The organism is Curtobacterium sp. Curtsp57 (assembly GCF_047324335.1).
Classification (GTDB): domain Bacteria; phylum Actinomycetota; class Actinomycetes; order Actinomycetales; family Microbacteriaceae; genus Curtobacterium.
Genome location: NZ_CP168511.1, coordinates 2203112 through 2225259, shown reverse-complemented (window position 1 = coordinate 2225259; position 22148 = coordinate 2203112). Strand labels below are relative to the sequence as shown.

The following is a 22148-nucleotide window of genomic DNA, read 5'->3' as shown; positions in this document are numbered from 1 at the left end:
ACGCGACCACGGACTGGAGGCTCGGTGCGCGCCCGGCGCACACCGAGCCTCCCGTCCCGCTCACGTAGGAACCGACCAACGGAAGCCGCATGACCACAGTCCTCTACCTCACCCGGCGGGTGCTCCAGGCGCTCGCGGTGATCCTCATCGTCACGATCGTCGTGTTCTGCCTGCTGCACGCGCTGCCCGGCGGCCCCGCGAGAGGCGTGCTCGGCGTCTCCGCGACACCCGTCCAGATCGCCGCCTTCAACCAGGCGCAGGGGCTCGACCAGCCGCTGCCCGTGCAGTACCTCCGGTTCCTCGGGCGGCTGCTCACCGGCGACCTCGGCACCTCGTACACGCTCAACGAGCCGGTTTCGCAGCTCATCCAGGAGCGCCTGCCGAAGACCCTGGTGCTGACCGGGCTCTCCGCGGTCCTCGGCCTCGTCGTCGCGATCCCGATCGGCATGTGGCAGGCCGCCCGCCGCAACGGCGCGGTGGACTACACGGTCACGGCACTCGCGTTCGTCTTCTACTCGACGCCCGCGTTCTTCCTCGGCCTCGTCCTCATCGTGGTGTTCAGCCAGCAGCTGCCGTGGTTGCCGTCGCAGGCGCCCAGCGGCAACACCCTCGCCGAGGTCTTCCAGGACCCGGCAGGACTCGTGCTGCCGGTGCTCACCGGGGCGCTCGCGATGATCGCGGTGTTCAGCCGGTACATGCGGGCATCGACGCTCGAGAACCTGCAGGAGGACTACGTGCGCACCGCCCGCGCCGGCGGCTCGTCGACGATGACGATCCTGCGGCGGCACGTGTTCCGGAACTCGCTGACGCCGGTCGTCGCGATGCTCGGGTACTACCTGCCGGTGCTGTTCGGCGGCGCGCTCGTCACCGAGCAGCTGTTCAACTACCCGGGCATGGGGCTGCTGTTCTGGAACGCGGCGCAGTCCTCGGACTACCCGACGCTCCTCGGCTGTGTCCTCGTCATCTCGGTCGCGACGGTGATCGGCACGCTGCTCGCCGACGTCGCCCAGTCTTTGATCGATCCTCGTGTGAAGGCGGACCGCGCATGACCGACCCGTCCCTCATCGATACGTACCGCTACCGCACTGTGAAGGCGGACCGCGCATGACCACCGTCCAGATGGCCCCGGAAGCACCGGGCGCACCCGTCACCGTCGCCGCGACCGGCTTCCGCCTCGCCGCCCGCCGGTTCTCGCACAACACCCTCGCCGTGATCGGCCTCGCCGTGATCGTCGTCATCGTGTTGTTCTGCTTCGTCGGCCCGTTCCTGTACCCGACCGACCAGACGCACACGCAGCTGTCGCAGGCCAACCTCGGCCCGAGCGCCGCACACTGGCTCGGCACCGACGCCGTCGGGCACGACGTCCTCGGCCGCCTGATGTACGGCGGCAAGGTGTCGCTCATGGTCGGCATCGCGGCCGGCATCCTCGCCACCGTCGTCGGTACGCTGTGGGGCTCGGTCGCCGGGTACGTCGGCGGCTGGGTGGACGCGGTGATGATGCGCATCGTCGACGCGGGCATCGCGATCCCCGCACTGTTCATCCTGCTCGTCATCTCCGCGATCACCACGCCGGGGGTCGGCGGGCTCATCGTGATCCTCGGCCTGGTGTCGTGGCTGGTCCCCTCCCGCCTGATCCGCGCCGAGACGCTCACGCTGAAGAACCGCGACTACGTCCTCACCCTCCGCGCCATCGGTGGCTCGCACGCCCGCGCCATCGGGAAGCACCTGCTGCCGAACTCGGTGTCCACGATCGTCGTCGCCGCCACGTTCCAGGTCGCCGACGCGATCCTCCTCGTGGCGTACGTCTCGTACCTCGGCCTCGGGGTCCAAGCACCGGCGACGGACTGGGGTGGGATGCTCTCGGCGGGACTCACCGCCGCGTACTCGGGACGGTGGTGGCTGATCGTGCCACCGGGTCTCGCCGTGATCCTGGTCGTCTGCGCGTTCAACGCCGTGGGCGACGGGCTCCGGGACGCTTTCGACGTGAGGGGCCGGGGATGACCGACACCATGCTGCAGACCACCGACCTCGGGGTCTCGTTCAGCACCGAATCCGGCACGGTCGACGCCGTCCGCGGGGTCTCCCTGTCGGTCGCGCCCGGCGAGACCCTCGCACTCGTCGGGGAGTCCGGCTCGGGCAAGTCCACCGTCGCGCTCGCCGCGATGGGGCTCCTCTCCGGCAACGCGACGGCGTCGGGCAGCGCGGTCGTCGCCGGGCACGAGGTGATCGGTGCCACCGAACCGGCGCTCCGTGGGCTCCGTGGGAAGACCGTGTCGATGGTCTTCCAGGAGCCGGCGACCGCCCTCGACCCGCTGACCCGCGTGGGGGAGCAGATCGCCGAGGTCATCAGGAACCACCGCTCCGTCCCCGCCGCTGCCGCACGGTCCGAGGCCGTCGAGCTCCTCGGCAAGGTCGGCATCCCCGACCCGTCCACGCGCGCCCGTGCCTTCCCGTTCCAGCTCTCCGGCGGGCAGCGGCAGCGTGTCGTCATCGCGATGGCGATCGCGAACAGCCCGGCGCTCCTCATCGCCGACGAGCCCACCACGGCGCTGGACGTCACCGTGCAGGCCGAGATCCTCGAGCTGCTCCGAGCGCTCGCGGTGGACAGCGGCACCGGTGTACTCCTCGTCACGCACAACATGGGTGTCGTGGCGGACTTCGCGGACCGCGTGGCCGTGATGCTGCAGGGGGAGATCGTCGAGACGGGCCCGGTCGAGGACGTCCTCCTCCGCCCGCAGCACGAGTACACGAAGCGGCTGCTCGCCGCGGTGCCGCGGCTCGACACGCCTGAGTCGGTCGCGGCCCGGGATCGAGCAGCGGCCCCTGTCGTCCAGGTGGTCGAGGACACGGACGGGAGGCTCGGCTCGGCTCCGGTGGTCGACCTGCGGGACGTCTCGGTGACGTTCGGGCGCGGGGCGCGGGCGGTCCATGCCCTGAGCCGCGTCGACATCGCGGTGCACGCCGGTGAGACCGTCGGCCTGGTCGGCGAGTCCGGCTCCGGGAAGTCGACGGCAGCGCGGGTCGCGCTCGGCCTCATCAAGCCGACCGCTGGCGCCGTGCACCTCTTCGGCGAGGACCTCCGGCGCACGCGAGGGCGGGATCGGCGTGCGCTGCGGTCCGGGATCGGCGTCGTCCTGCAGGACCCCGTCGCCTCGCTCGACGCCCGTATGTCGGTCGGGGAATGCATTGCGGAACCGCTCGCGGTTCACCGTCGCGGGATGTCGACAGCGGAGCGGCGGAAGCGCGTCGACGAGGTGCTCGACGCCGTCCGGCTGCCCCGAGCCCTGGCGAACCGTGCCCCGCGGGAACTCTCGGGTGGCCAGCGGCAGCGAGTCAGCCTTGCCCGTGCGCTCGTGCTCGACCCGCGGCTGCTCGTCGCCGACGAACCGACCTCGGCTCTGGACGTCAGCGTGCAGGAGGCAGTGCTCGAGGTCCTGACCGAACTGCAGGGCGAACTCGGGTTCGCGTGCCTGTTCGTGTCGCACGACCTCGCCGTCGTGCAGCACTTCGCCGAGCGCGTCGTCGTGATGCGCCGCGGCGTGATCGAGGAGCAGGGCACGACGGGCACCACGCTCCTGCACCCGACGACCGATTACACGCGTCGGCTGCTCGCGGCGGTCCCGGTCCCGGACCCCGTGCTGCAACGGCAGCGTCGGACCGAGCGGCTCGCGACCCTCGCGGCGGTGGAGTCGTGAGCGCGGTCTTCGCCGGCGTCGACGTCGGTGGGACGAACACCAAGGTGCTCATCGCGACACCGTCCCTCGAGGTGATCGACCGCGTCGACCTGCCGACGCCCGCGCACGCGGGTGGGGCGGCGATCGTGGCGGCGGCGCTCGGCGCGGTGACGGACCTGCTCGACCGGCACCGAGCCTCCCTTGCGGGTGTCGGCGTCGGCGCTGCCGGTGTCGTGGACCCGGCCACCGGGACCGTGCTCGTGACCGGGAACTCGTTCACCGGCTGGGCCGGTTACGGCGTGACCAACGCGGTGTCTGCGGCGCTCGGTGTCCCGGCGACGCTCGACAACGACGTGAACGCGTTCCTCCTCGGCGAGATCGCGGCCGGTGCCGTCGTGGGGGAGCGCGACGTGCTCGGGATGACCCTCGGGACCGGGGTCGGCGGCGCCCTCGTGCTCGACGGGTCCCTGTTCGGCGGCCCGCGGGGCGCCGCTGGCGAGATCGGGCACGTGCCGGGGTTCGGCGACGAGCTCTGCACGTGCGGCCAGCACGGACACCTCGAGACGATCGCGGCGGCGCGCGGGATGGCATCGCGCTACGAAGCCCGGACCGGGCAGCACCTGCCCGTGCACGCCATCGCGGACGCTGCCCGCGCCGGCGACGTCGATGCCCGCGCGGTGTTCGACGACGCCGGGTGGGGGATCGCCAGGGGGATCCTGCTGACGGCGGGCATCCTCGACGTGACGACGGTCGTCATCGGGGGCGGGGTCGCACGGTCGTGGGACCTGCTCGCGCCGGCGATCTCCGCTGCGATCGCTGCCGAGCCCCCGGTGTCCGGGGCGACCATCCGCGTGGAGCAGTCAACGCTCGGGTCCGACGCCGTCGCCCTCGGTGCGGCCGCGCAGGTGCGGGCGCTCGTCCGCGACGCGGAGCTCGCGGAGGGGCCGCGCCGCCCGTCCAGCGGTGCGGAGTCCCGTACCCCGATCGGCGGTGGTGTGAGGAGACCTCGGGAGTAGGTTCTCGCCATGGTCGTGTGGATCGTCATCGGAGCCGTGCTGCTCGTGTCCGTCGTGCTCATCGCCGTCGAAGGCCGCATCATGCACAAGCCCGAGTCCGAGCGGAGCGACCGAGAACGTCGCTTCATGCGGGCGGACCGGGCCGTCGGGCGCGCGAACCAGTCGTACGCGCGCAGCATCGCGCCGTGGTTGGTCGTCGGGTTGGCGGTCGTGGGGCTCGCCATCACGATCCCGTTCTGGGCGGAGGGGAAGACCGGCGCGGCCGCGGGGCTGACCGCGTTCTTCCTCGTCTTCGGCGTGGGGGCGGTCGTCTTCTGGGCGCTCGTGCTCCGGAAGCGCGGCCCCGGCAGCGCCTGGCGCGAGGACCAGGACCGGCAGCAGCGCGAGGCCGACGCTGCCGGCCGACCGCGCTGGTTCGTCAGTCTCAAGGCCGGGTGGCTGCTCGGCGGCATGTTCACCGCGATCGGCGTCGCGGCGCTCGTCACGTCGCTGATCGGCGGTGGCGGGTTCGTCACCGCGTCGATCCTCCTCGCCGTGGGCATCCTGTTCCTCGTCATGGTCGTGATCCAGCAGCGGGCCGAGGCGAAGCGCTGACCTGAGTGGTCGTCCGGGCCGGGATGAGCACCCTGGTCTCATGAGCCAGTACGACAAGCGCGATCCGAACACCCTCTACCCCGCACCGCCGTACCCGAAGCAGGAACAGTCCCTGCCCGGTGCCGCGTGGAAGATGGACCCGAAGCCCGACCACGGCGAGGAGAGCTACGTCGGGCGGGAACGCCTGACCGGGTACCGCGGCATCGTCACCGGCGCGGACTCGGGGATCGGCCGTGCCGCGGCGATCGCGCTCTCGCGTGAGGGCGCCGACCTCGTGCTGTCGTACCTCCCCGACGAGCAAGCCGATGCCGAGGAGGTCCGCGACCTGCTCGAGGGCGAGGGACGTCGCGCCGTGCTCTTCCCCGGTGACATCGCCGACGAGCAGTACTGCATCGACCTCGTCCAGAAGGGCGTCGACGAGCTCGGCGGCCTCGACACCCTCGTGATGGTCGCCGGCCGCATGGACAGCAACGACGACATCCTGACGCTCGACACGTCGATGTTCGACTCGACGTTCAAGACGAACATCTACTCGCTGTTCTGGCTGACGAAGGCCGCTGTGCCGCACCTCGAGCCGGGGTCGACGATCGTCACGACCGGGTCGATCCAGGCATCGACGCCGTCGGCCGACAAGATCGACTACGCGGTGTCGAAGGGCGCGATCAAGCTCTTCACCGAGGCCGTCGCGCAGCAGCTCGCGCCGAAGGGCATCCGCGTGAACTCCGTCGCACCGGGACCGGTGTGGACGCCGCTGCAGCCCGGGTCGGACGATGCAGAGACCGTGTCGCACTTCGGCGAGGGCTCGCCGTTCGGCCGCCCGGGGCAGCCCGCGGAGCTCGGTGCCGCGTACGTGCACCTCGTCAGCCCGGAGTCGAGCTACCAGTCGGGCTCCACGATCACGATCGCCGGGGGCACGCCCGCGTTCTGACCCGCGAACACCTCGCACCCCGTCACGAACATCGCGCCCCGTCACGGCGGGGCGCGATGTTCGCCGTGGGGTGCGACCGCTGACGACGGGGTTCCCTGGCGTCACTCGACGAGCGACTGCGTCCCGAGCACGACGGCCAGCGCGAGCCGCTCGGCGTCGACCGTCCCCGGTTCGGCCGTGTACGCCAGGATGCAGAGGTCCTCCGGCGCGACGACGAGCGCATCGCAGTCGAGCGTGATCCGGCCGACGAGCGGGTGCTCGATCACCTTCCGCCGCCCTTGCGCGGCCGGTGTCCCCGACACGGACGCCCACAGCTCCACGAACCGCGGGCTCGCCGCGCGGAGGTCGCGCACGAGCTGCTGCAGCTGGCGGTCGAGCGGGTAGCGCGCCACGGTCATCCGGAGCCCGGCCACGAGTGACTCCTCGAACGCCGCCTGTTCGGCGTCGGTGTGCACCGCGCGGCTACCAGGTCCGACGAGGTGCCGCCACGTGGTGTTCCGCTCGTGCCCGGTGTACGCCGAGATCGACCCCATCAACGCATCGTGCGGGGCGTTCGCGACGAGCAGGTTGCCCGCGGCGTCGAGGACCGCGACCGGGGTGTCGGCGAGCCGGTCGAGCAGTCGCTGCACACTCGGCGGGATCCGGGTCGGGACGACGTCCGCTCCGGGCGTTGCGTGTCCGGCGAGGCGGTAGAGCAGCTCCCGGTCGGCGTCGGCCACCCGCAGCGCGCGGACCAGTGCCTCGACGACCTGCGCGGACGGGGAGGTCGCACGCCCCTGCTCGAGTCGGGTCAGGTAGTCGGCGGAGATCCCGGCGAGGCCGGCGAGCTCCTCGCGCCGGAGCCCCACCGCACGACGCCGCGGTCCCACGGTCACGCCGACCGCATCGGGTGCGACGTGGTCCCGCAGTCGTCGGAGCGTGCTCCCGAAGTCGTTCTCGTCCACGCCACCAGTCTGCGCGTGACGCGCCCGCGAGTCCTGGTCCTGGCAGTCCTACGACAACCGGACGACTCCCTCGGACGCGCGCGGCGACCGACGCTGGGGACATGACAACGACATTCGTGACCGGCGCCACCCGTGGCCTCGGCAAGGAGACCGCCCGCCAGCTCGTCGAAGCCGGACACACCGTCTGGATCGGCGCCAGGAACGCCGAGCAGGGTGAGGCCGTCGCCGCCGAGATCGGCGCCCGGTCCGTCCAGCTCGACGTGACCGACGACGCCTCGGTCGCCGCGGCGTTCGCGCAGGTCGACGCCGACGGAGGGCTCGACGTGCTGGTGAACAACGCCGGCATCGCGCTGTGGGGGCTGAACGGCCCCGATGCACTCCGGGTGTTCGACACGAACGCCGTCGGCATCGTCCGCACCACCGAGGCAGCGCTCCCGATCCTCCGCCGCTCGGCCAACCCGCTCGTGGTGAACATCTCGAGCGCCCTCGGCTCGTTCACCGCGGTGCACGACCCCGAGAGCGCCGCGTCGACCGTGCAGGCAGCGGTCTACGGCGCGAGCAAGTCCGCCGTGACGATGCTCACCGTCCAGTACGCGCGGATGGCACCTGAGGTGCACTTCGTCGCGCTCGAGCCCGGCTACACCGCGACGGAGCTCGGCGGGATGCCGAACCCGCACGGTCGACCCGTCGAGGTCAGCGCCGCCACGGTGGTGGCAGCCGCCAGCGCGGGCCCGGAGGGCCCGACCGGCGTCCTGCTGGAGGACGGCCGCCCGCTCGGTTGGTGACCCGATGGCGGACGGGAGGCTCGGTGCCAGCTGGCACCGAGCCTCCCGTCCGCCCTGTGGTCGCGACTAGAGCAGCTGTCGGAAGTTCGTGGAGGCCAGGTCCAGCAACTCGTCTCCGCGACCCGACATGACGGTCCGGATCGCGTAGAGCGTGAAGCCCTTCGCCTGCTCCATCGTCACCGCCGGCGGCATCGACAGCTCCTGCCGGTCCACCTTCACGCTGACCAGCGCCGGACCGTCGTGGGCGAGTGCTGCTGCCATCGCGTCCTCGAACTCGTCGGAGGTGTCGACGCGGAAGCCCTTGATGCCGACCGCTTCTGCGACCGCCGCGAAGTCCGGGTTCTGCAGCTCGGTGCCGTACGTGACGAACCCGGCGGCCTTCATCTCGAGCTCGACGAAGTTCAGCGACGAGTTGTCGAACACGACGACCTTCACCGGCAGCTTGTTCTGCACGATCGTGATGAGCTCGCCGAGGAGCATCGCCAGGCCGCCGTCGCCCGCGAGCGCGATCACCTGCCGATCCGGGAACGCCGCCTGCGCGCCGATCGCCTGCGGGACGGCGTTCGCCATCGTGCCGTGCACGAACGAGCCGATCAGCCGGCGACCGCCGTTCATCGTGAGGTAGCGCGACGCCCACACGACGGGGGAGCCGACGTCGGGGATGAACACGGCGTCGTCGGCCGCGAGCTGGTCGAGCACCCTCGCGACGTACTGCGGGTGCAGCGGCTTGTTCTTCCCGGCCGGGACCGCGAGGTCGTCGAGTCGCTCGCGGGTCTTGCGGTAGTGCTTCAGCGCGTCCTGCAGGTGCTTCGTCGGCTTCGAGCCGTCGAGCAGTGGGATGAGTGCGAGCGCCGTGTCCTTGACCGTCCCCACGAGCCCGATGTCGACGGGGTGCCGGCGGCCGAGCTGCGATCCGCGGACGTCGACCTGCACGTGCTTCGCCTTGGCGGGGAAGAACTGCTGGTACGGGAAGTCGGTGCCGAGCATCAGCACGACGTCGGCGTCCTCCATCGCGCGGTACCCGGACGCGAAGCCGAGCAGTCCGGTCATCCCGACGTCGTAGGGGTTGTCGTACTCGATGTGCTCCTTGCCGCGCAGCGCGTGCACGATCGGTGCCTGCAGGCGTTCGGCGAGGGCGACGACCTCGTCGTGGGCACCGGCGACGCCCGCGCCGGCCAGGATCGTGACCTTGTCGGCGCCGTTGAGGAGCTCGGCGGTGCGCTGGAGCTCCGCCTCGCTCGGGATGATCCGCGGCGTGGTGGCCTCGATGCGGGTCTCGCGCGTGCCGACCGCCTCGGCGAGGAGCACGTCGCCCGGGATGACGAGGACGGCGACGCCGCGCTTCTCGATCGCCTCACGCATCGCGATCTCGAGCAGACGGGGCATCTGCGTCGGGTCGGCGACGTACTCGACGTAGACGGTGCACTCGCGGAAGAGTTCCTGCGGGTGCGTCTCCTGGAAGTAGCCGGAGCCGATCTCGGCGGTCGGGATGTGTGCGGCGATCGCGAGGACGGGCACGCGGGACCGGTTCGCGTCGTACAGGCCGTTCACGAGGTGCAGGTTGCCGGGGCCGCAGCTGCCGGCACACACGGCGATGTTCCCCGTGAGTGCGGCTTCGGCGCTCGCGGCGAACGCGGCCGCCTCCTCGTGCCGGACGTGCTCCCACCGGATGGAGCCGTCCTTGCGGAGCGCGTCGGTGAACCCGTTGAGGGAGTCGCCGGGGAGGCCGTAGACCCGCTCGACGTCGTTCTTGCGGAGGGTGGCGACGATGTTCTCGGCAACGGTTGGCATGTCTCCTGTGTAGTCCTCCGGGCCTGCGCCTTTCCGTGCGCTGAACGCTTTCTGATGGTGTTGGCGGCTGCTCGGCAACGAGGGATGTCACGATGGACGGATGATCGACGATGCGCCGCCGCTCCGCCCACGACGCCGGGAGCCCGACGCGAACGGCATCCTCGTGCGGTCCCCGTACCCGCTGACGACCCTCGCGATCGCCGTCGGCGCCGTGGTCGTCATCACCGTCATCGGGTTCTTCCTCGGCACCGTCGACATCGGGATCGCCCGCGCGCTCAACGCGTTGCACGTCGGGTTCCTCGGCGCGATCACGGACGGGGTCTACCACGCGATCAGCCCCGGCCCCGCGATCGTCGTGACCGCGATCGTCACCGGGCTGATCTGGGCGCTCCAGCGGAACATCCGGCCGGCGGCGGCGTTCGCGGGGGTCGTCGCGATCACCTGGATCCCGTCGGACCTGGCGAAGGAGATCGTGCACCGCGCGCGGCCGTCGGTCGACGTGCTGCCGCACCCGTTCCCCGTGCAGCCGGACCCCGGGTACCCGAGCGGGCACACGGTGTTCATGGTGGCGTTCACGATCGCGCTGTGCTGGGTGCTGCGGGACACCAGGTGGCACCGGCTCGCGGTGGTGCTCGGGACGATCGCGGTCGTCGTCGTGTGGTTCTCGGTGACGATCGACGCCGTGCACTACCCGACGGACGCGCTGGCCTCGGTCGCGTGGGCGCTCGCCGTGGCGCCGGCGGCACGCCTGGTGTGGGTGGACTGGCTGATGCCGCGCATCCCGTACCTGCGCCCCGCGCGCCCTGCTGTCGGCGGCGCGACGGGCGCGGGCGGAGGCCGAGTCTCGCGCTGAGCGACGCCTCTCGCGCCCGGGAGCGCGAGCACTGTCGCTCAGGCCGAGTCTCGGCCCAGCGTCAGCCCGCGCGCCGCCCGCGTGCGACGAGCAGCGCGAGCACCGCGACGACCGCGGCGGCGAGCATCACGATCGCCAGGGGTGCCGCGGTGGTCGAGCCGCCGACGCTCACGAGCGGGGACACCAGCGCGGCGAGCCCGAACTGCAGCGCGCCGAGCACCGCGGACGCACTCCCGGCCGCGGACGGGACCGCACCGAGCGCCAGGGCCGTCGCGTTCCCGAGCACGAGCCCGAGGCTGCCGACCGCGGTGAAGAGCGGCACGGCGAGGAAGACCACCGGCGCGGACGTGACGACCAGCACCGCGAACGCCACCGTCGACGCGAGCACCAGCACGATGCCGAGCGACAGCACGCCGACGACCGAACGCGTCTCGGTGAGCTTGGCGGACAGGATGCTGACACCCATCAGTGCGAACGCGTTGATGCCGAACGCGATGCCGTAGCCGACCGTGCCGAAGCCGATCATGTCCTGGTACAGGAACGGTGACGCCGAGATGTACGCCATCATCACCGCGAACGCGAAGCCGAACACCGCGGTGTAGCCGAGGAACGTCCGCGAGCGCAGTGCCCGGACAGGCGAACCAGACGACGTCCGTGCCGCACGCAGCGCTGCACGGTGCGACCGGAGGTGGGTCTCGCGGATCACGGCGAGCACCGCCACGAGCATGACGACCGACAGGCCGAGCACGACGGTGAGCAGCCCGCGCCATCCGATCGGCGCGGTGAGCAGCCCACCGAGCAGGGGCGCGACGACCGGGGCGACGCCGCCGACGATCATCATGAGCGAGAACGCCTTCGCCGCGGGCTTGCCGGTGGCCAGGTCGGAGATGACCGCACGGCCGATCACCATGCCGGCCGCACCGCCGAGGCCCTGCAGCAGTCGGGCGACGATGAGCACGCCGACGTTCGGCGCGAGCACGGCTGCCGCACTGGCGAGCACGCAGAGCACCGCCCCGGCGATCAGCGGCGGCACCCGGCCGAACCGGTCGGAGAGCGGCCCGAAGACGAGCTGGCCCGCGGTGACCCCGACCAGGAAGGCCGTGAGGGTGAGCTGGACGGTCGTGGCGGAGGTCTGCAGCTCGACCGTCATCTCGGGGAAGGCCGGCAGGTACAGGTCGGTGGCGAACGGGGCCACCGCGCTGAGCAGTCCGAGCACGAGCAGCAGCGCCGTGGTGATGCCCTGCTGTGGGGGCGCGGCCGCTGCCGTCGTGGGTGTCGCGTCGTGCGCGCGGATGGATCCGGTGTCCGTCGTCATGATTATGAAATCATAACCCAATGGTGGTGCATGCAAGACCCTGGGCGGTCGGCGCTACAGTGCTGCCCATGGGACGACCGGTGACCGACGACGTGCTCGCCGAACTGGCCGAGGCCGTGCTCCGGATCTCCCGCGAGATCGACCCGCACGGCACGCCGGCACTCGACATCGTGCCGCTCACCGGGACCGAGGCGCTCGTGATGCGCTGGGTCGACATGCACCCGGGTACCTCACCGAGCGCGACCGCCGAGGCGACCGCACTCCACCGGAGCAACCTCAGCGCGGCCCTGCGATCCCTCGTCGCGAAGGGCATGGTCGATCGTCGCGCGGACCCGGCCGACGCGCGTCTGGTCCAGCTGTTCCCGACCGAGCGGGCGGCGGCGAACATCGCGATCCTGCGCGGCCACTGGGCCGCCAAGCTGCGGAACGCCCTCGATGGCGACGACGAGGGCGTGCGGGATGCCCTCGCCCTGCTCACCCGGCTCGACGGCGGGCTACGGGGCTGACGGCTCCTCGTCCTCGATCGGCAGGAGCCGACGGGCGCCGTGGCCCTCGGCTGCGAGCGCGTCGCCCGGGTTCATCACCAGGCAGGCGTTCAGCGAGACGCAGCCGCACCCGATGCACTGTGTCATCTCCTGCTGCAGGCGTTCGAGCTCCAGCTGGCGGGCCCGGAGACGTGCACGCCACCGTTCGTTCAGCCGGTTCCAGTCCCGGAGCGACGGCATCCGGTCCTCCGGCAGGGTCGCGAACTGCTCGGCGACCTCGCTCAGCGGGATGCCGAGCCGTTTCGCCACCTGGATGATCGCGATCCGTCGTTCCACGTGTCGCGGGTACAGCCGGGTCCCGCCATCGGTCCGCTCCGGGTGGATCAGGCCCTTGCGTTCGTAGAAGTGCAGCGCGGACGCCGCGACCCCGGTGCGCGCGACCACCTCGCCGATCGTCAGCAGGTCGGTGGGCTTGGGACGCGAGATCTCGACCATGGTCGAGATCCTACGGGTGCGGTCAGCGCTGTTGGAACGACTCCCAGAGCAGGAAGGCGGTGAAGAGGACGAACGGTGCGCAGGCGATGAGGTTCAACCACCGGTGCTCGACGATGACGGCGACGAACTCCCTGAGGAAAGCGCTCGGGACGTAGTAGGTGGCGGTCGGAGACCCCACCACCTGTGCGGGGAGGTCGAGCTGCCGCGCGAGCACCGCGGCGCGGAGGACGTGGTAGTTGTTCGTCACGATGACGATCGGTCCGTCGCGGCCAGCTCCGGTCTGCACGTCCCGGGAGAACCGCAGGTTCTCGAGGGTGCTCCGCGAATCGGTCTCGGGCAGGACGTCAGCGGGATCGGCTCCGTTCGCGACCAGGTACTCGGCCATCGCCGTCCCTTCCGGACGCGGTTCGTCCGCTCCTTGCCCGCCGGATGGGATCAGCGCCGGGCGCCTCCCCGCTGCTCGTTCCGCGCGGTACAGGGCAAGGCTCCGGTCGAGACGGCTGCGGAGGAGTGGAGGGACCTCGCCGCGGATGAGCCCCGACCCGAGCACGACGACGGCGGCCGGTTCCATCCGGTGACGTATCCGTCCGTACACGATCGAGTAGACCGCGAACGCGACGAAGGCCACCGCGAAGTAGCCGCAGACGAAGACCATGAGGACGGCGACCGCCACGCCGACGACGTTCCACGACGTCGTCCGGGGTCCGGTCGACAGCGCGAACAGTGTGATCGCGACCGCAGGGAGCACGAAGACCAGCACGCCGGCGACGAGCGAGAGCAGGTTGCCGAGGCTGTGCCCCTCGGCGCGCAGCATCTGCACGCCGTTCGCGATCAGTGCGATGCCCAGCGCCACCACCGCCACCGGGATCAACAGCAGTGCCAGGCCCACGGCCACGCCGAACCCCGGGACGACCGCGCTCAGCACGGACACCACCGTGACCAGCGCGAAGAACGCCGCTCCGGTCAGGAACACGCCGTTCCGGAGCATCCGCGGGTCGTGTCGTCGGCAGATGACGTACAGGAAGAGGAACAGCGCGGCGAAGACCGGAGCGGCGCCGATGGTCAGCACGCTGCGGCCGAGCAGGGCGACGAGGTCATGCGGTCGAGGTTACCGACGCTCGTGACCGAGGTCCTCCTCGTTGCTCGGACCCATTTCGCATAACACTTGACCGGCTATGCAGTATCCAATATGTTGTGTGTATTCGGGCTCGCCGGGGAGCCTGCACCACGAGGAGCCCCCCATGACCGCAGTCACCGCGACCACCCGACCCGCCGCCGCCACCGCTGCAGGGATGCCGCTCGACGCGCTCCTCGGCGGACTCGAGCGTGCCGCAGCGCGTCTGCCGCACGCAGTGGCACTGCCGGTCATGGTGGCGCATGCCGCACTGTCGACCGTCGCCTACCGCTGACCCGGCGGGCGTTCCTGCCCACAACGCCTGCGATGCAAAGTCGAATCGCGCGGAGAAGGTCCGAAAAAGTTGCCCCCTACGCGCGAATCGACCCCCTACGCGCGGATCGACCGCGAGACCACGCGGCCGCGGAGCCGCTCGCGCGTGAGCGCCGGCAGCGGGAACCCCGTGTCCCGCTCGAGCACGTGCGTCCCCGGCGGCACGATGGCGTCCACCGCGTCGAGCAGGTCGTCATCGAGCACGACCTCGGCCGCCTGCGCGTAGGCGTCCACGTGCGACACGGTCCGCGGCCCGACCACCACCGAGGCCACGTCCGGATGCGTCAGTGCGAACCCGATCGACAGCTCGAGGAGCGTCAACCCGGCCTCGTCCGCCAGGGTCCCGAGTCGATCGGCGACCGCGAGCTTCCGCCGGTTCTGCGGCGACCCGATGTCGTACACGTCGGGCTGCTCGACGGCGTGCGGCGACCGGGGTTGCACGGTGCCGTCCCGGTACGCGCCGGCGAGCCACCCGCCGGCGAGCGGTGCCCCCGTGAGCACCCCGAGGCCGAAGCGCCTGGCGACGGGGAACACGGTGCGCTCCGCCGTCCTGGTCAGGATCGAGTAGGGCACGTGCGTCGCGGTGGCACTCTTCGCGCCGGAGCGGAGCCACTGCGCCTCGACGAGTTCCTCTGCGGGGAACCCGGGGATGCCGAAGCTGCGGATCTTGCCCTGCGTGACGAGGTCGGCGAGCGCGTCGAGGGTCTCGTCGAGGGACGTCGTCGGGTCGGGCCGCGCGGGCTGGTACAGGTCGATGACGTCGGTGCCGAGCCGTTCGAGGCTCCGCTCGACCGCGCGGAACATCCACCGGCGCCCGGATCCCCGGTGCGCGGAGTCGTCGTCGACGGGGTCGCCGAACCGCACCGACACGAAGACGTCGTCGCGGCGTCCGGCGAGCGCGGCACCGACGACGGACTCCGCGAGCCCCGATCCGTGTGCGTCCGACACGTCGATCGCGGTGACGCCACGGCCGAGTGACTCGACCACCAGGTCCACCGCGTCGTCCACGTCGCGCTCCGCGACGCCGGCGATGGCCCGCGTGCCGAGCGTCAGCGCGCTGACGGGCGCACCCGTCCGCCCCATGGTCCGCTGCTCCATGGCCGACACGATATGGGTGACCACGTCCCGACGTGACGCGGGTGACGAACCGTGACGAGCCTCCCCTCCGGGTCCCGCGCACGTGACGTTCCGTGACACGCGCTCCCGCGGTCCGCGACGCCGTGTGACGGTCCGTTGCGACGGAAGACGGGAGGCTCGACCCGACCCCGCCCGGCTGCCTACGGTCCTCGACATGACCCGATCCGACACTGCACGGCGCGTGTTCCACCGCCGCGTGACCGCGGCGCTCGCCGCAGCCGCCGCGACCGTGGTGCTCCTCGCCGGCTGCTCCGCCGGTGCTGCCTCGGCGACCCGCGACACCGGGCCGGTGCGCGGCGGGAACCTCGTGTACGCGACGGACCGTGAGCCGACGTGCCTCGATCCGCACAACTCCGGGGACATGCCGCAGACGTACATCGCCCGGCAGTACCTCGACTCGCTCGTGTCGCTGCAGAAGGACGGCTCGGTCAAGCCGTGGCTGGCGTCGAGCTGGACGATCTCGGCCGACGGCACGCAGTACGACTTCACGCTCAAGCAGGGCGTGGAGTTCACCGACGGCACCCCGTTCGACGCCCAGGCCGTCGTGGACAACTTCACGCAGATCCTCGACCCGGCGACGCAGTCCTCGACCGACCTGCTCTACCTGACCGGGTACTTCGACAAGGCCACCGCCGTCAGCGACCACGTCGTGCGGATCACCCTGAAGCGCCCGTACTCGCCGCTCCTCGCCGCCCTGTCGCAGGCGTTCTTCGGCATGGAGTCGCCGAAGGCCATGGCGCGGGGGCTCGCCGCGAACTGCGAGTCGCCGGTCGGGACGGGGCCGTTCAAGGTGGCGAAGTGGAACCACGAGCGGGACGTGGAGCTCGTCCGGAACGATGCGTACAACAGCGCCCCGGCTGATGCGAAGCACCAGGGCCCCGCGTACCTCGACGGCATCACGTGGAAGTTCCTCAAGGACAACACCACGCGGTACGGCGCGCTCAGCTCGGGCGAAGCGGACGTCATCTTCAACGTCCCGCCGGAGAGCGAGGGTCTGGCGAAGTCGGACCCCTCGATCGAACTGCAGTCGTTCGTGCACTCGGGAGCGCCGTTCAGCCTCGACATCAACACGAAGAGCACGGTCTTCAGCGACATCCGGGTGCGGAAGGCGTTCGTACACGCCTCGGACGCGAAGGAAGCGGTGGAGAGCGCCTACAACGGGGTGTTCCCGTACGAGGGCAACAACGTCTCCTCCGGGACGCCGCACTACGACGCGGCCTACCACGAGCCCTTCCCGTACGACCCGGCCGAGGCGAAGCGGCTCCTCGACGAGGCCGGCTGGACCGGACGTGACGCGGACGGCTACCGGACCAGGGACGGTGAGACGCTGACCGTGAACCTGCCGTACAACGCCGACTCCGCGGAGACCCCGCCGGCCGACGTCACGATCCTGCAGGACATCCAGGCGATGGAGAAGCGCGTCGGGATCAAGGTCGTGCTGCAGGCGCTCGACTCGTCCTCGATGAACGCGGTGTGGGGCAACCCGAAGGCCTACGACCTGCTCGGGAACTACTGGAACAGCCCGACCCCGCACGTGATGTACATCAAGTACTCGAAGGCGACCTACGACGTCGACAACGGCCAGAACTCGGCGTTCGCGTACGACGACGAGCTCGACCGCCTGCTCATCGCGGGCACGGCGACCACCGATCCGGCGCAGCAAGAGGTCTTCTACGACAAGGCCCAGGAGCGGCTGTCGTCGCAGGCCTGGACGCTGCCGCTCTACCCGATCCAGACCCGACTCGGCATCTCCGACCGCGTCGGCGGCGTGTGGATCGAACCCAGCGAGGGCGAACCCGTCCTCTCCGATGCCTACCTGATCGACGGAGGCAAGTGATGGTCATCCGAGTCACACGACGCATCGTCGAGGCGGTGGTCCTGCTCCTCGCCGTCGGCACGATCGTGTTCTTCCTCGAGCACGCCGTGCCTGGCGACCCCGCCGTCGCGATCCTCGGCGGCGCCGCTGCACACCCCACGAAGGAAGCGGTCGCCGCGGTCACCGAGCAGTACGGCTTCGACCGACCCCTCATCGCGCAGTACGGCGACTTCCTCGGCGGGCTGTTCCGGCTCGACTTCGGGGAGTCCTACACGCTGAAGCAGTCCGTGACGAGCGTCATCGCGGGGCAGATCGGCCCGACCCTGGCGCTGACGGTGTCCGCGCTCGTCATCGCGTGGCTGCTCTCGATCGCGTCGACCCTCCTCACCGCCGGTCGCCCGGGCATCGTCGGACGCCTCGGCTCCGTCGTCGAGACCGTCGCCGCCGGGCTCCCGCAGTTCTGGCTCGGCCTCGTGCTGCTCCTGGTCTTCGCCGTGCAGCTGCACTGGTTCCCGGTCATCGGCTCCGGTCCGCTCGGCATCGTCCTGCCCGCCCTGACGCTGGCGATCCCGCTCGCCGGGTTCCTCGGGCAGGTCACCCGCGACGAGTTCGAGGACAAGCAGCAGCAGCCGTTCGTCCTCTCCGCCCGCAGTCGGGGCCTCTCCGAACGCGCCATCCGCGGGAAGTACGTGCTCCGGCACGCCGCGCTCCCCGGCGTCACGCTGTCCGGCTGGGGCCTCGGCTCGCTCGTCTCCGGCGCCGTCATCGCCGAGGTCGTCTTCGCCCGCCAGGGCATCGGGCAGGTCCTGGTCACGGCCGTGAGCGCGCAGGACCTGCCGCTCGTGATCGGCATCACCTTCGTCGTGGCGCTCGTCTACGTCGTGGCGAACATCCTCACCGACATCGCGTACGTCGTCATCGACCCACGACTGCGCCGCACGACGGGAGCCGCAGCATGACCACCGCAACGATCGCACCCGGCGAACCCGATGTCCTGGACCCGGCCCCGGCACCCGCCGCGGCCGGCGTCCGGAAGGTGCGCCCGGCCTCCCACCCGTTGCGCCGCGTCTCCTTCTGGGTGGCCGCAGCGTTCATCGCGCTCGTCGCGGTGGCGGCCCTCTGGCCGTCCCTGCTCGCGCCGCAGGACCCGCTCGCCATCGACCTCGGCAAGAGCTTCGACGCACCCAGTGCGCAGCACGTGTTCGGGACCGACCAGTCCGGGCGGGACGTCTACTCGCGCGTCGTGCACGGAGCCGGCCAGTCGGTCCTGATCGGGGTCGGCGCGACCGCGCTCGGGCTCGCGGGGGCCGTGCTGCTCGGTGTCCTCGGCGGGCTCGGCGGCCGTGCCGTCGACGCCGTCGTGACCCGCGTGATCGAGGTGCTCTACGCGTTCCCGGGCATCCTGCTCGCGCTCATCCTGATCGCCGTGTTCGGGTCGAGTGCGGGGACGCAGATCCTCGCCGTCGGCATCGCGACCATCCCCGGGTACGCACGGATGGTCCGTGGACAGGTGCTCGCCGTCCGTGGTGCGCCGTACGTGCAGGCGGAGCGGGCGCTCGGGCACTCCTCGGCGCACGTGCTGTTCCGCACGCTGCTGCCGAACGCGTTCCGGCCGCTCACCGTCCTGGTCACGCTCGGCATCGGGCAGGCGATCGTCTGGGCGTCGGCGCTCGGGTTCCTCGGCATGGGCGTGCAACCCCCGGCACCGGAGTGGGGCGCGATGCTCAACGCCGGCCGCAACTACCTGCAACAGGCGTGGTGGCTCGACTTCTGGCCCGGTGTCGTGATCGTGCTGCTCGCCCTGTCGCTGACCGCCGTCGGTCGCGCCGTGCAGACCCTGACCCAGCCTGGAGGCCCCCGGTGACCACCGCATCGCAGCCCACGTCCGCCACGGTGACCGTCTCGTCGCGTGGTCGCGCCGATCCGGCCGGTCCGGTCGTCGACGTCCGGAACCTGTCCGTCGCCTTCGGCGACCGCACCGTCGTGCAGGACGTCTCCTTCACGCTCGACGCCGGCCGCTGCGTGGCGATCGTCGGCGAGTCCGGCTCCGGCAAGAGCGTCACCGCCCGGTCCTTGCTCGGGCTGAACGGGACCACTGCGACGACCACGGCCTCGGCCCTGTCGCTCGGCGGCCAGGACCTCCGCGACCTGTCCGACCGCGCATGGCGGAAGGTCCGCGGGAAGCAGGTCGGCTACGTGCTGCAGGACGCACTGGTGTCGCTCGACCCGCTCCGGAAGGTCGGGGCGTCGGTCGCCGACGCGCTCCGGGTGCACGGGGTCGGACCCCGGGCCGAGCGCGAGCGGCAGGTGCTCTCGCTGCTCTCGCGCGTCGGTGTGCCGTCACCCGCGCTCCGTGCTCGTCAGCTGCCGTCGGAGCTGTCCGGCGGACTCCGGCAGCGTGCGCTCATCGCCGCGGCGATCGCCCTCGACCCCGCCGTGCTCATCGCCGACGAGCCGACGACCGCGCTCGACACCACCGTGCAGGCGCAGATCCTGGCGCTCCTCGACGAGCTCCGTGCGGACGGGACCGGGCTCGTGCTCATCAGCCACGACCTCGGGGTCGTCGAGCAGCTCGCGGACGACGTCGTCGTGATGCAGCACGGGGTCGTCGTCGAGCAGGGGCCCGTCGGTGCCGTGCTCGGCGACCCGCAGCACCCGTACACGAAGCGTCTGCTCGCGGCGATCCCGTCCGCACACGCACCGGGAGCCCGGCTGTCGGACGCTCCCCGTGCGACCCTCGCCCCGCGGCCGGCATCACGTCCGGTGCCCGTCGCCGGCTCCGTCGTGCTGTCGGTGTCGCACGTGACCAAGCGGTACCGGGGGCCCGACCGGGTCACGCGGACCGTGGTCGACGACGTGTCGTTCGAGCTCCGCGCGGGCGAGACGCTCGGCATCGTGGGGGAGTCCGGCTCCGGGAAGTCCACGACCGCGGCGATCGCCCTCGCACTGACCCCGCCCTCGTCGGGGACGGTCACGTTCGAGGGCCGCCCGTGGTCGGCGCTGTCCGAACGTGCTCGTCGCGCTGACCGGCCGCGCATCGCCACGGTGTCGCAGGACCCGCTGTCCTCGTTCGACCCCCGCCGCACGGTCGGCGAGCTCATCCGCTCCGCGCTGACGGGCGCGCGCGCCGCCCGGAGGTCATCCGACGACGGTCGTTCCGACTCCGCTCGCGTGGAGGAACTCCTCACGGGCGTCGGGCTCGACGTGGGGATCGCCCGCCGGCACCCCTCGACGCTGTCCGGCGGGCAGCGCCAGCGCGTCGCCATCGCCCGGGCGCTCGCCACCGACCCCGACGTGCTCGTCCTCGACGAGGCCGTCAGTGCACTCGACGTCTCCGTGCAGGCGCAGGTGCTCGACCTCCTCGCGGACATCCGCCAGGAGTACGGCACCGCCGCGCTCTTCATCTCGCACGACCTCGGGGTGATCCACCACGTCAGCGACCGCGTGCTCGTGCTGCGCGACGGTCGCGTGGTCGAGGAGGGGCCCGCCGACCAGGTGTTCCGCTCCCCGGCCGACCCGTACACGCAGGGCTTGCTCGACGCCGTCCCCGGTGTCAGCGTCCACCGGAACCACCAGGAGGAACGATGACCGTCACGACCCAGCCCACCCGTACCTCGCTGCTCGATCGCTTCGCCCCGGTGTTCGACCGGATCGCGGACGGCGCCGTGGACCGCGAGCAGCACCGCACGCTGCCGCACGAGCAGGTCAGGTGGCTCGCGGACGCTGGGTTCACGGCCGTCACCGTCCCGGTCGCCGCGGGCGGTGCCGGCGCTTCGGCATCGGACCTGTTCACCCTGCTCATCCGGCTCGCCGAGGCCGACTCGAACATCCCACAACTGCTCCGCGCGCACTTCGCCTTCGTCGAGGAACTGCTGCTCGATCCGGACGTCGTCCGCCGCGACGAGTGGTTCACGCGGATCGCCGCGGGCGAGGTGTTCGGGAACGCCAGTCACGAGCGCTCCACCGCGGCCGTCGGCTCCCTGTCGACGCACATCGTCCCGGACGGCGACGGCTGGCGTCTGCACGGCCAGAAGCACTACAGCACGGGCACGATCTTCGCGGACTGGACCACCGTCACCGCGCAGACGCCGGACGGCCACACCGTCGGGGTCACCGTGCGGGTGGACGACCCGGACGTCGAGGTCCACGACGACTGGAACGGCTTCGGGCAGCGCCTGACCGGCAGCGGCACCACGACGTTCGACGGGGTCCGCGTCGAGCTCTGGCAGCTCCGACCCGAGCGTGCCGAGCGACGCACGGTGCTGCCGGCGTTCCTGCAGACCGTGCTGCTCGCCTCGCTCGCGGGGGTCGGCGCGGCCGCAGCCCGCGACGCTGCCGCGTTCGTGCGCTCCCGGACCCGGCACTACCAGCACGGGGTCGGCCGGACCGCGGCGTCCGACCCGCTCGTGCAGTCCGTCGTCGGCCGGATCGCATCCGACGCCGTCGCCGCTGAGGCCCTCGTGCTGAACGCCGCCGCCGCCATCGACGCCGCGCACGACGCGATCGTGGACGGCGAGGACGGCCCCGAGCTCGACGCGGTCATCGACGCCGCCGAGCTCCGGACGATCGCCGTGCAGGGGACCGTCGTCGAGGTCGTCCTGCGTGCGACGACGACCCTGTTCGAGGTCGGCGGTGCGAGCGCGACCGACCGCGATCGCGCACTCGACCGGCACTGGCGGAACGCCCGGACCCTGTCGTCGCACAACCCCGTCGTGTTCCAGCAGCGGGTGATCGGCGACCACCTGGTGAACGGGGCGCCCTTGACGTACTTCTGGGCCACGGGCGAGACCCGCTGACCGTCTGTCGACCCGCATCCGGCACGGGCCTTGAGCGGTGTGAAATCTGGCATGGAAGCAGATATCGTGGGC

The 22148-nt window shown here is 71.5% G+C and carries 21 protein-coding genes; 15 read left to right on the top strand and 6 right to left on the bottom strand.

Annotated elements, in window-relative coordinates:
• The first annotated feature begins 89 nt into the window (after positions 1-89).
• Genes ACEN9V_RS10385 through ACEN9V_RS10360 form a run of 6 tightly spaced genes read left to right on the top strand, consistent with a single transcriptional unit; the run spans position 90 to position 6212 of the window.
• A complete protein-coding gene (locus ACEN9V_RS10385) occupies positions 90-1049 on the top strand; it encodes an ABC transporter permease (RefSeq protein WP_402727778.1) in 960 nt (319 codons plus the stop codon).
• A gap of 55 nt (positions 1050-1104) precedes the next feature.
• The gene (locus ACEN9V_RS10380) at positions 1105-2001 is read left to right on the top strand and encodes an ABC transporter permease (protein WP_413600243.1); all 897 of its coding nucleotides are present in this window, start codon (positions 1105-1107) and stop codon (positions 1999-2001) included.
• Positions 1998-3695: a dipeptide ABC transporter ATP-binding protein gene (locus ACEN9V_RS10375; RefSeq protein WP_413600242.1), complete on the top strand. Its 1698-nt coding sequence runs from the start codon at positions 1998-2000 to the stop codon at positions 3693-3695. Before ACEN9V_RS10380 ends, ACEN9V_RS10375 begins: the two co-directional genes overlap by 4 nt.
• A complete protein-coding gene (locus tag ACEN9V_RS10370) occupies positions 3692-4690 on the top strand; it encodes an ROK family protein (protein WP_413600241.1) in 999 nt (332 codons plus the stop codon). The genes ACEN9V_RS10375 and ACEN9V_RS10370 overlap by 4 nt, the downstream gene beginning before the upstream one ends.
• 9 nt (positions 4691-4699) lie before the next feature.
• Positions 4700-5284: a hypothetical protein gene (locus ACEN9V_RS10365; RefSeq protein ID WP_413600240.1), complete on the top strand. Its 585-nt coding sequence runs from the start codon at positions 4700-4702 to the stop codon at positions 5282-5284.
• A 40-nt stretch (positions 5285-5324) separates the two neighbouring features.
• Positions 5325-6212: an SDR family oxidoreductase gene (locus tag ACEN9V_RS10360; protein WP_413600239.1), complete on the top strand. Its 888-nt coding sequence runs from the start codon at positions 5325-5327 to the stop codon at positions 6210-6212.
• Positions 6213-6313: 101 nt separating this feature from the next.
• On the opposite strand, the gene ACEN9V_RS10355 is transcribed toward ACEN9V_RS10360, so the two are convergent.
• Positions 6314-7156, bottom strand: coding sequence for a helix-turn-helix transcriptional regulator (locus tag ACEN9V_RS10355; RefSeq protein WP_413600238.1), 843 nt, complete (start codon positions 7154-7156; stop codon positions 6314-6316).
• Between the two features lie 101 nt (positions 7157-7257).
• Between ACEN9V_RS10355 and ACEN9V_RS10350 the strand changes: the two genes are divergently transcribed.
• A complete protein-coding gene (locus ACEN9V_RS10350) occupies positions 7258-7941 on the top strand; it encodes an SDR family NAD(P)-dependent oxidoreductase (RefSeq protein ID WP_413600237.1) in 684 nt (227 codons plus the stop codon).
• A gap of 66 nt (positions 7942-8007) precedes the next feature.
• Here the strand turns inward: ACEN9V_RS10350 and poxB are convergent, their stop codons facing one another.
• Positions 8008-9732 (bottom strand): ubiquinone-dependent pyruvate dehydrogenase, encoded by a 1725-nt coding sequence (poxB, locus tag ACEN9V_RS10345; protein ID WP_413600236.1) that lies wholly within the window; start codon positions 9730-9732, stop codon positions 8008-8010.
• 100 nt (positions 9733-9832) lie between these two features.
• Between poxB and ACEN9V_RS10340 the strand changes: the two genes are divergently transcribed.
• Entirely contained in the window at positions 9833-10585 is a 753-nt protein-coding gene (locus ACEN9V_RS10340; protein WP_413600235.1) for a phosphatase PAP2 family protein, read from the top strand.
• Between the two features lie 61 nt (positions 10586-10646).
• Here ACEN9V_RS10340 and ACEN9V_RS10335 read toward each other — a convergent pair whose 3' ends face one another.
• On the bottom strand, positions 10647-11900 hold the full coding sequence (locus ACEN9V_RS10335) for a multidrug effflux MFS transporter (protein ID WP_413600234.1): 1254 nt from the start codon (positions 11898-11900) through the stop codon (positions 10647-10649).
• A gap of 68 nt (positions 11901-11968) precedes the next feature.
• Here ACEN9V_RS10335 and ACEN9V_RS10330 point away from each other — a divergent pair, with 68 nt between their 5' ends.
• Complete coding sequence (locus ACEN9V_RS10330) at positions 11969-12406, top strand: MarR family winged helix-turn-helix transcriptional regulator (protein ID WP_413600233.1); 438 nt, start codon at positions 11969-11971, stop codon at positions 12404-12406.
• Here ACEN9V_RS10330 and soxR read toward each other — a convergent pair.
• Entirely contained in the window at positions 12395-12880 is a 486-nt protein-coding gene (soxR, locus tag ACEN9V_RS10325) for a redox-sensitive transcriptional activator SoxR (RefSeq protein WP_413600232.1), read from the bottom strand. The genes ACEN9V_RS10330 and soxR overlap by 12 nt on opposite strands.
• Positions 12881-12902: 22 nt before the next feature.
• Positions 12903-13949 (bottom strand): ElyC/SanA/YdcF family protein, encoded by a 1047-nt coding sequence (locus tag ACEN9V_RS10320; RefSeq protein WP_413600231.1) that lies wholly within the window; start codon positions 13947-13949, stop codon positions 12903-12905.
• 172 nt (positions 13950-14121) lie between these two features.
• On the opposite strand from ACEN9V_RS10320, the gene ACEN9V_RS10315 reads away from it, so the two are divergent.
• Positions 14122-14289 (top strand): hypothetical protein, encoded by a 168-nt coding sequence (locus ACEN9V_RS10315; protein ID WP_402727791.1) that lies wholly within the window; start codon positions 14122-14124, stop codon positions 14287-14289.
• A gap of 95 nt (positions 14290-14384) precedes the next feature.
• On the opposite strand, the gene ACEN9V_RS10310 is transcribed toward ACEN9V_RS10315, so the two are convergent.
• The gene (locus tag ACEN9V_RS10310) at positions 14385-15425 is read right to left on the bottom strand and encodes an aldo/keto reductase (protein ID WP_413600230.1); all 1041 of its coding nucleotides are present in this window, start codon (positions 15423-15425) and stop codon (positions 14385-14387) included.
• 193 nt (positions 15426-15618) lie between these two features.
• Between ACEN9V_RS10310 and ACEN9V_RS10305 the strand changes: the two genes are divergently transcribed.
• The 5 genes from ACEN9V_RS10305 to ACEN9V_RS10285 are packed head-to-tail and all read left to right on the top strand — an operon-like array spanning position 15619 to position 22076.
• Positions 15619-17301, top strand: a complete 1683-nt coding sequence (locus ACEN9V_RS10305; RefSeq protein WP_413600229.1) for an ABC transporter substrate-binding protein — start codon at positions 15619-15621, stop codon at positions 17299-17301.
• Complete coding sequence (locus tag ACEN9V_RS10300; RefSeq protein ID WP_281266559.1) at positions 17301-18239, top strand: ABC transporter permease; 939 nt, start codon at positions 17301-17303, stop codon at positions 18237-18239. The genes ACEN9V_RS10305 and ACEN9V_RS10300 overlap by 1 nt, the downstream gene beginning before the upstream one ends.
• On the top strand, positions 18236-19144 hold the full coding sequence (locus tag ACEN9V_RS10295) for an ABC transporter permease (RefSeq protein WP_413600228.1): 909 nt from the start codon (positions 18236-18238) through the stop codon (positions 19142-19144). Before ACEN9V_RS10300 ends, ACEN9V_RS10295 begins: the two co-directional genes overlap by 4 nt.
• Positions 19141-20868, top strand: a complete 1728-nt coding sequence (locus ACEN9V_RS10290) for a dipeptide ABC transporter ATP-binding protein (protein WP_413600227.1) — start codon at positions 19141-19143, stop codon at positions 20866-20868. Before ACEN9V_RS10295 ends, ACEN9V_RS10290 begins: the two co-directional genes overlap by 4 nt.
• On the top strand, positions 20865-22076 hold the full coding sequence (locus ACEN9V_RS10285) for an acyl-CoA dehydrogenase family protein (protein ID WP_413600226.1): 1212 nt from the start codon (positions 20865-20867) through the stop codon (positions 22074-22076). The genes ACEN9V_RS10290 and ACEN9V_RS10285 overlap by 4 nt, the downstream gene beginning before the upstream one ends.
• Positions 22077-22148: the final 72 nt, after the last annotated feature.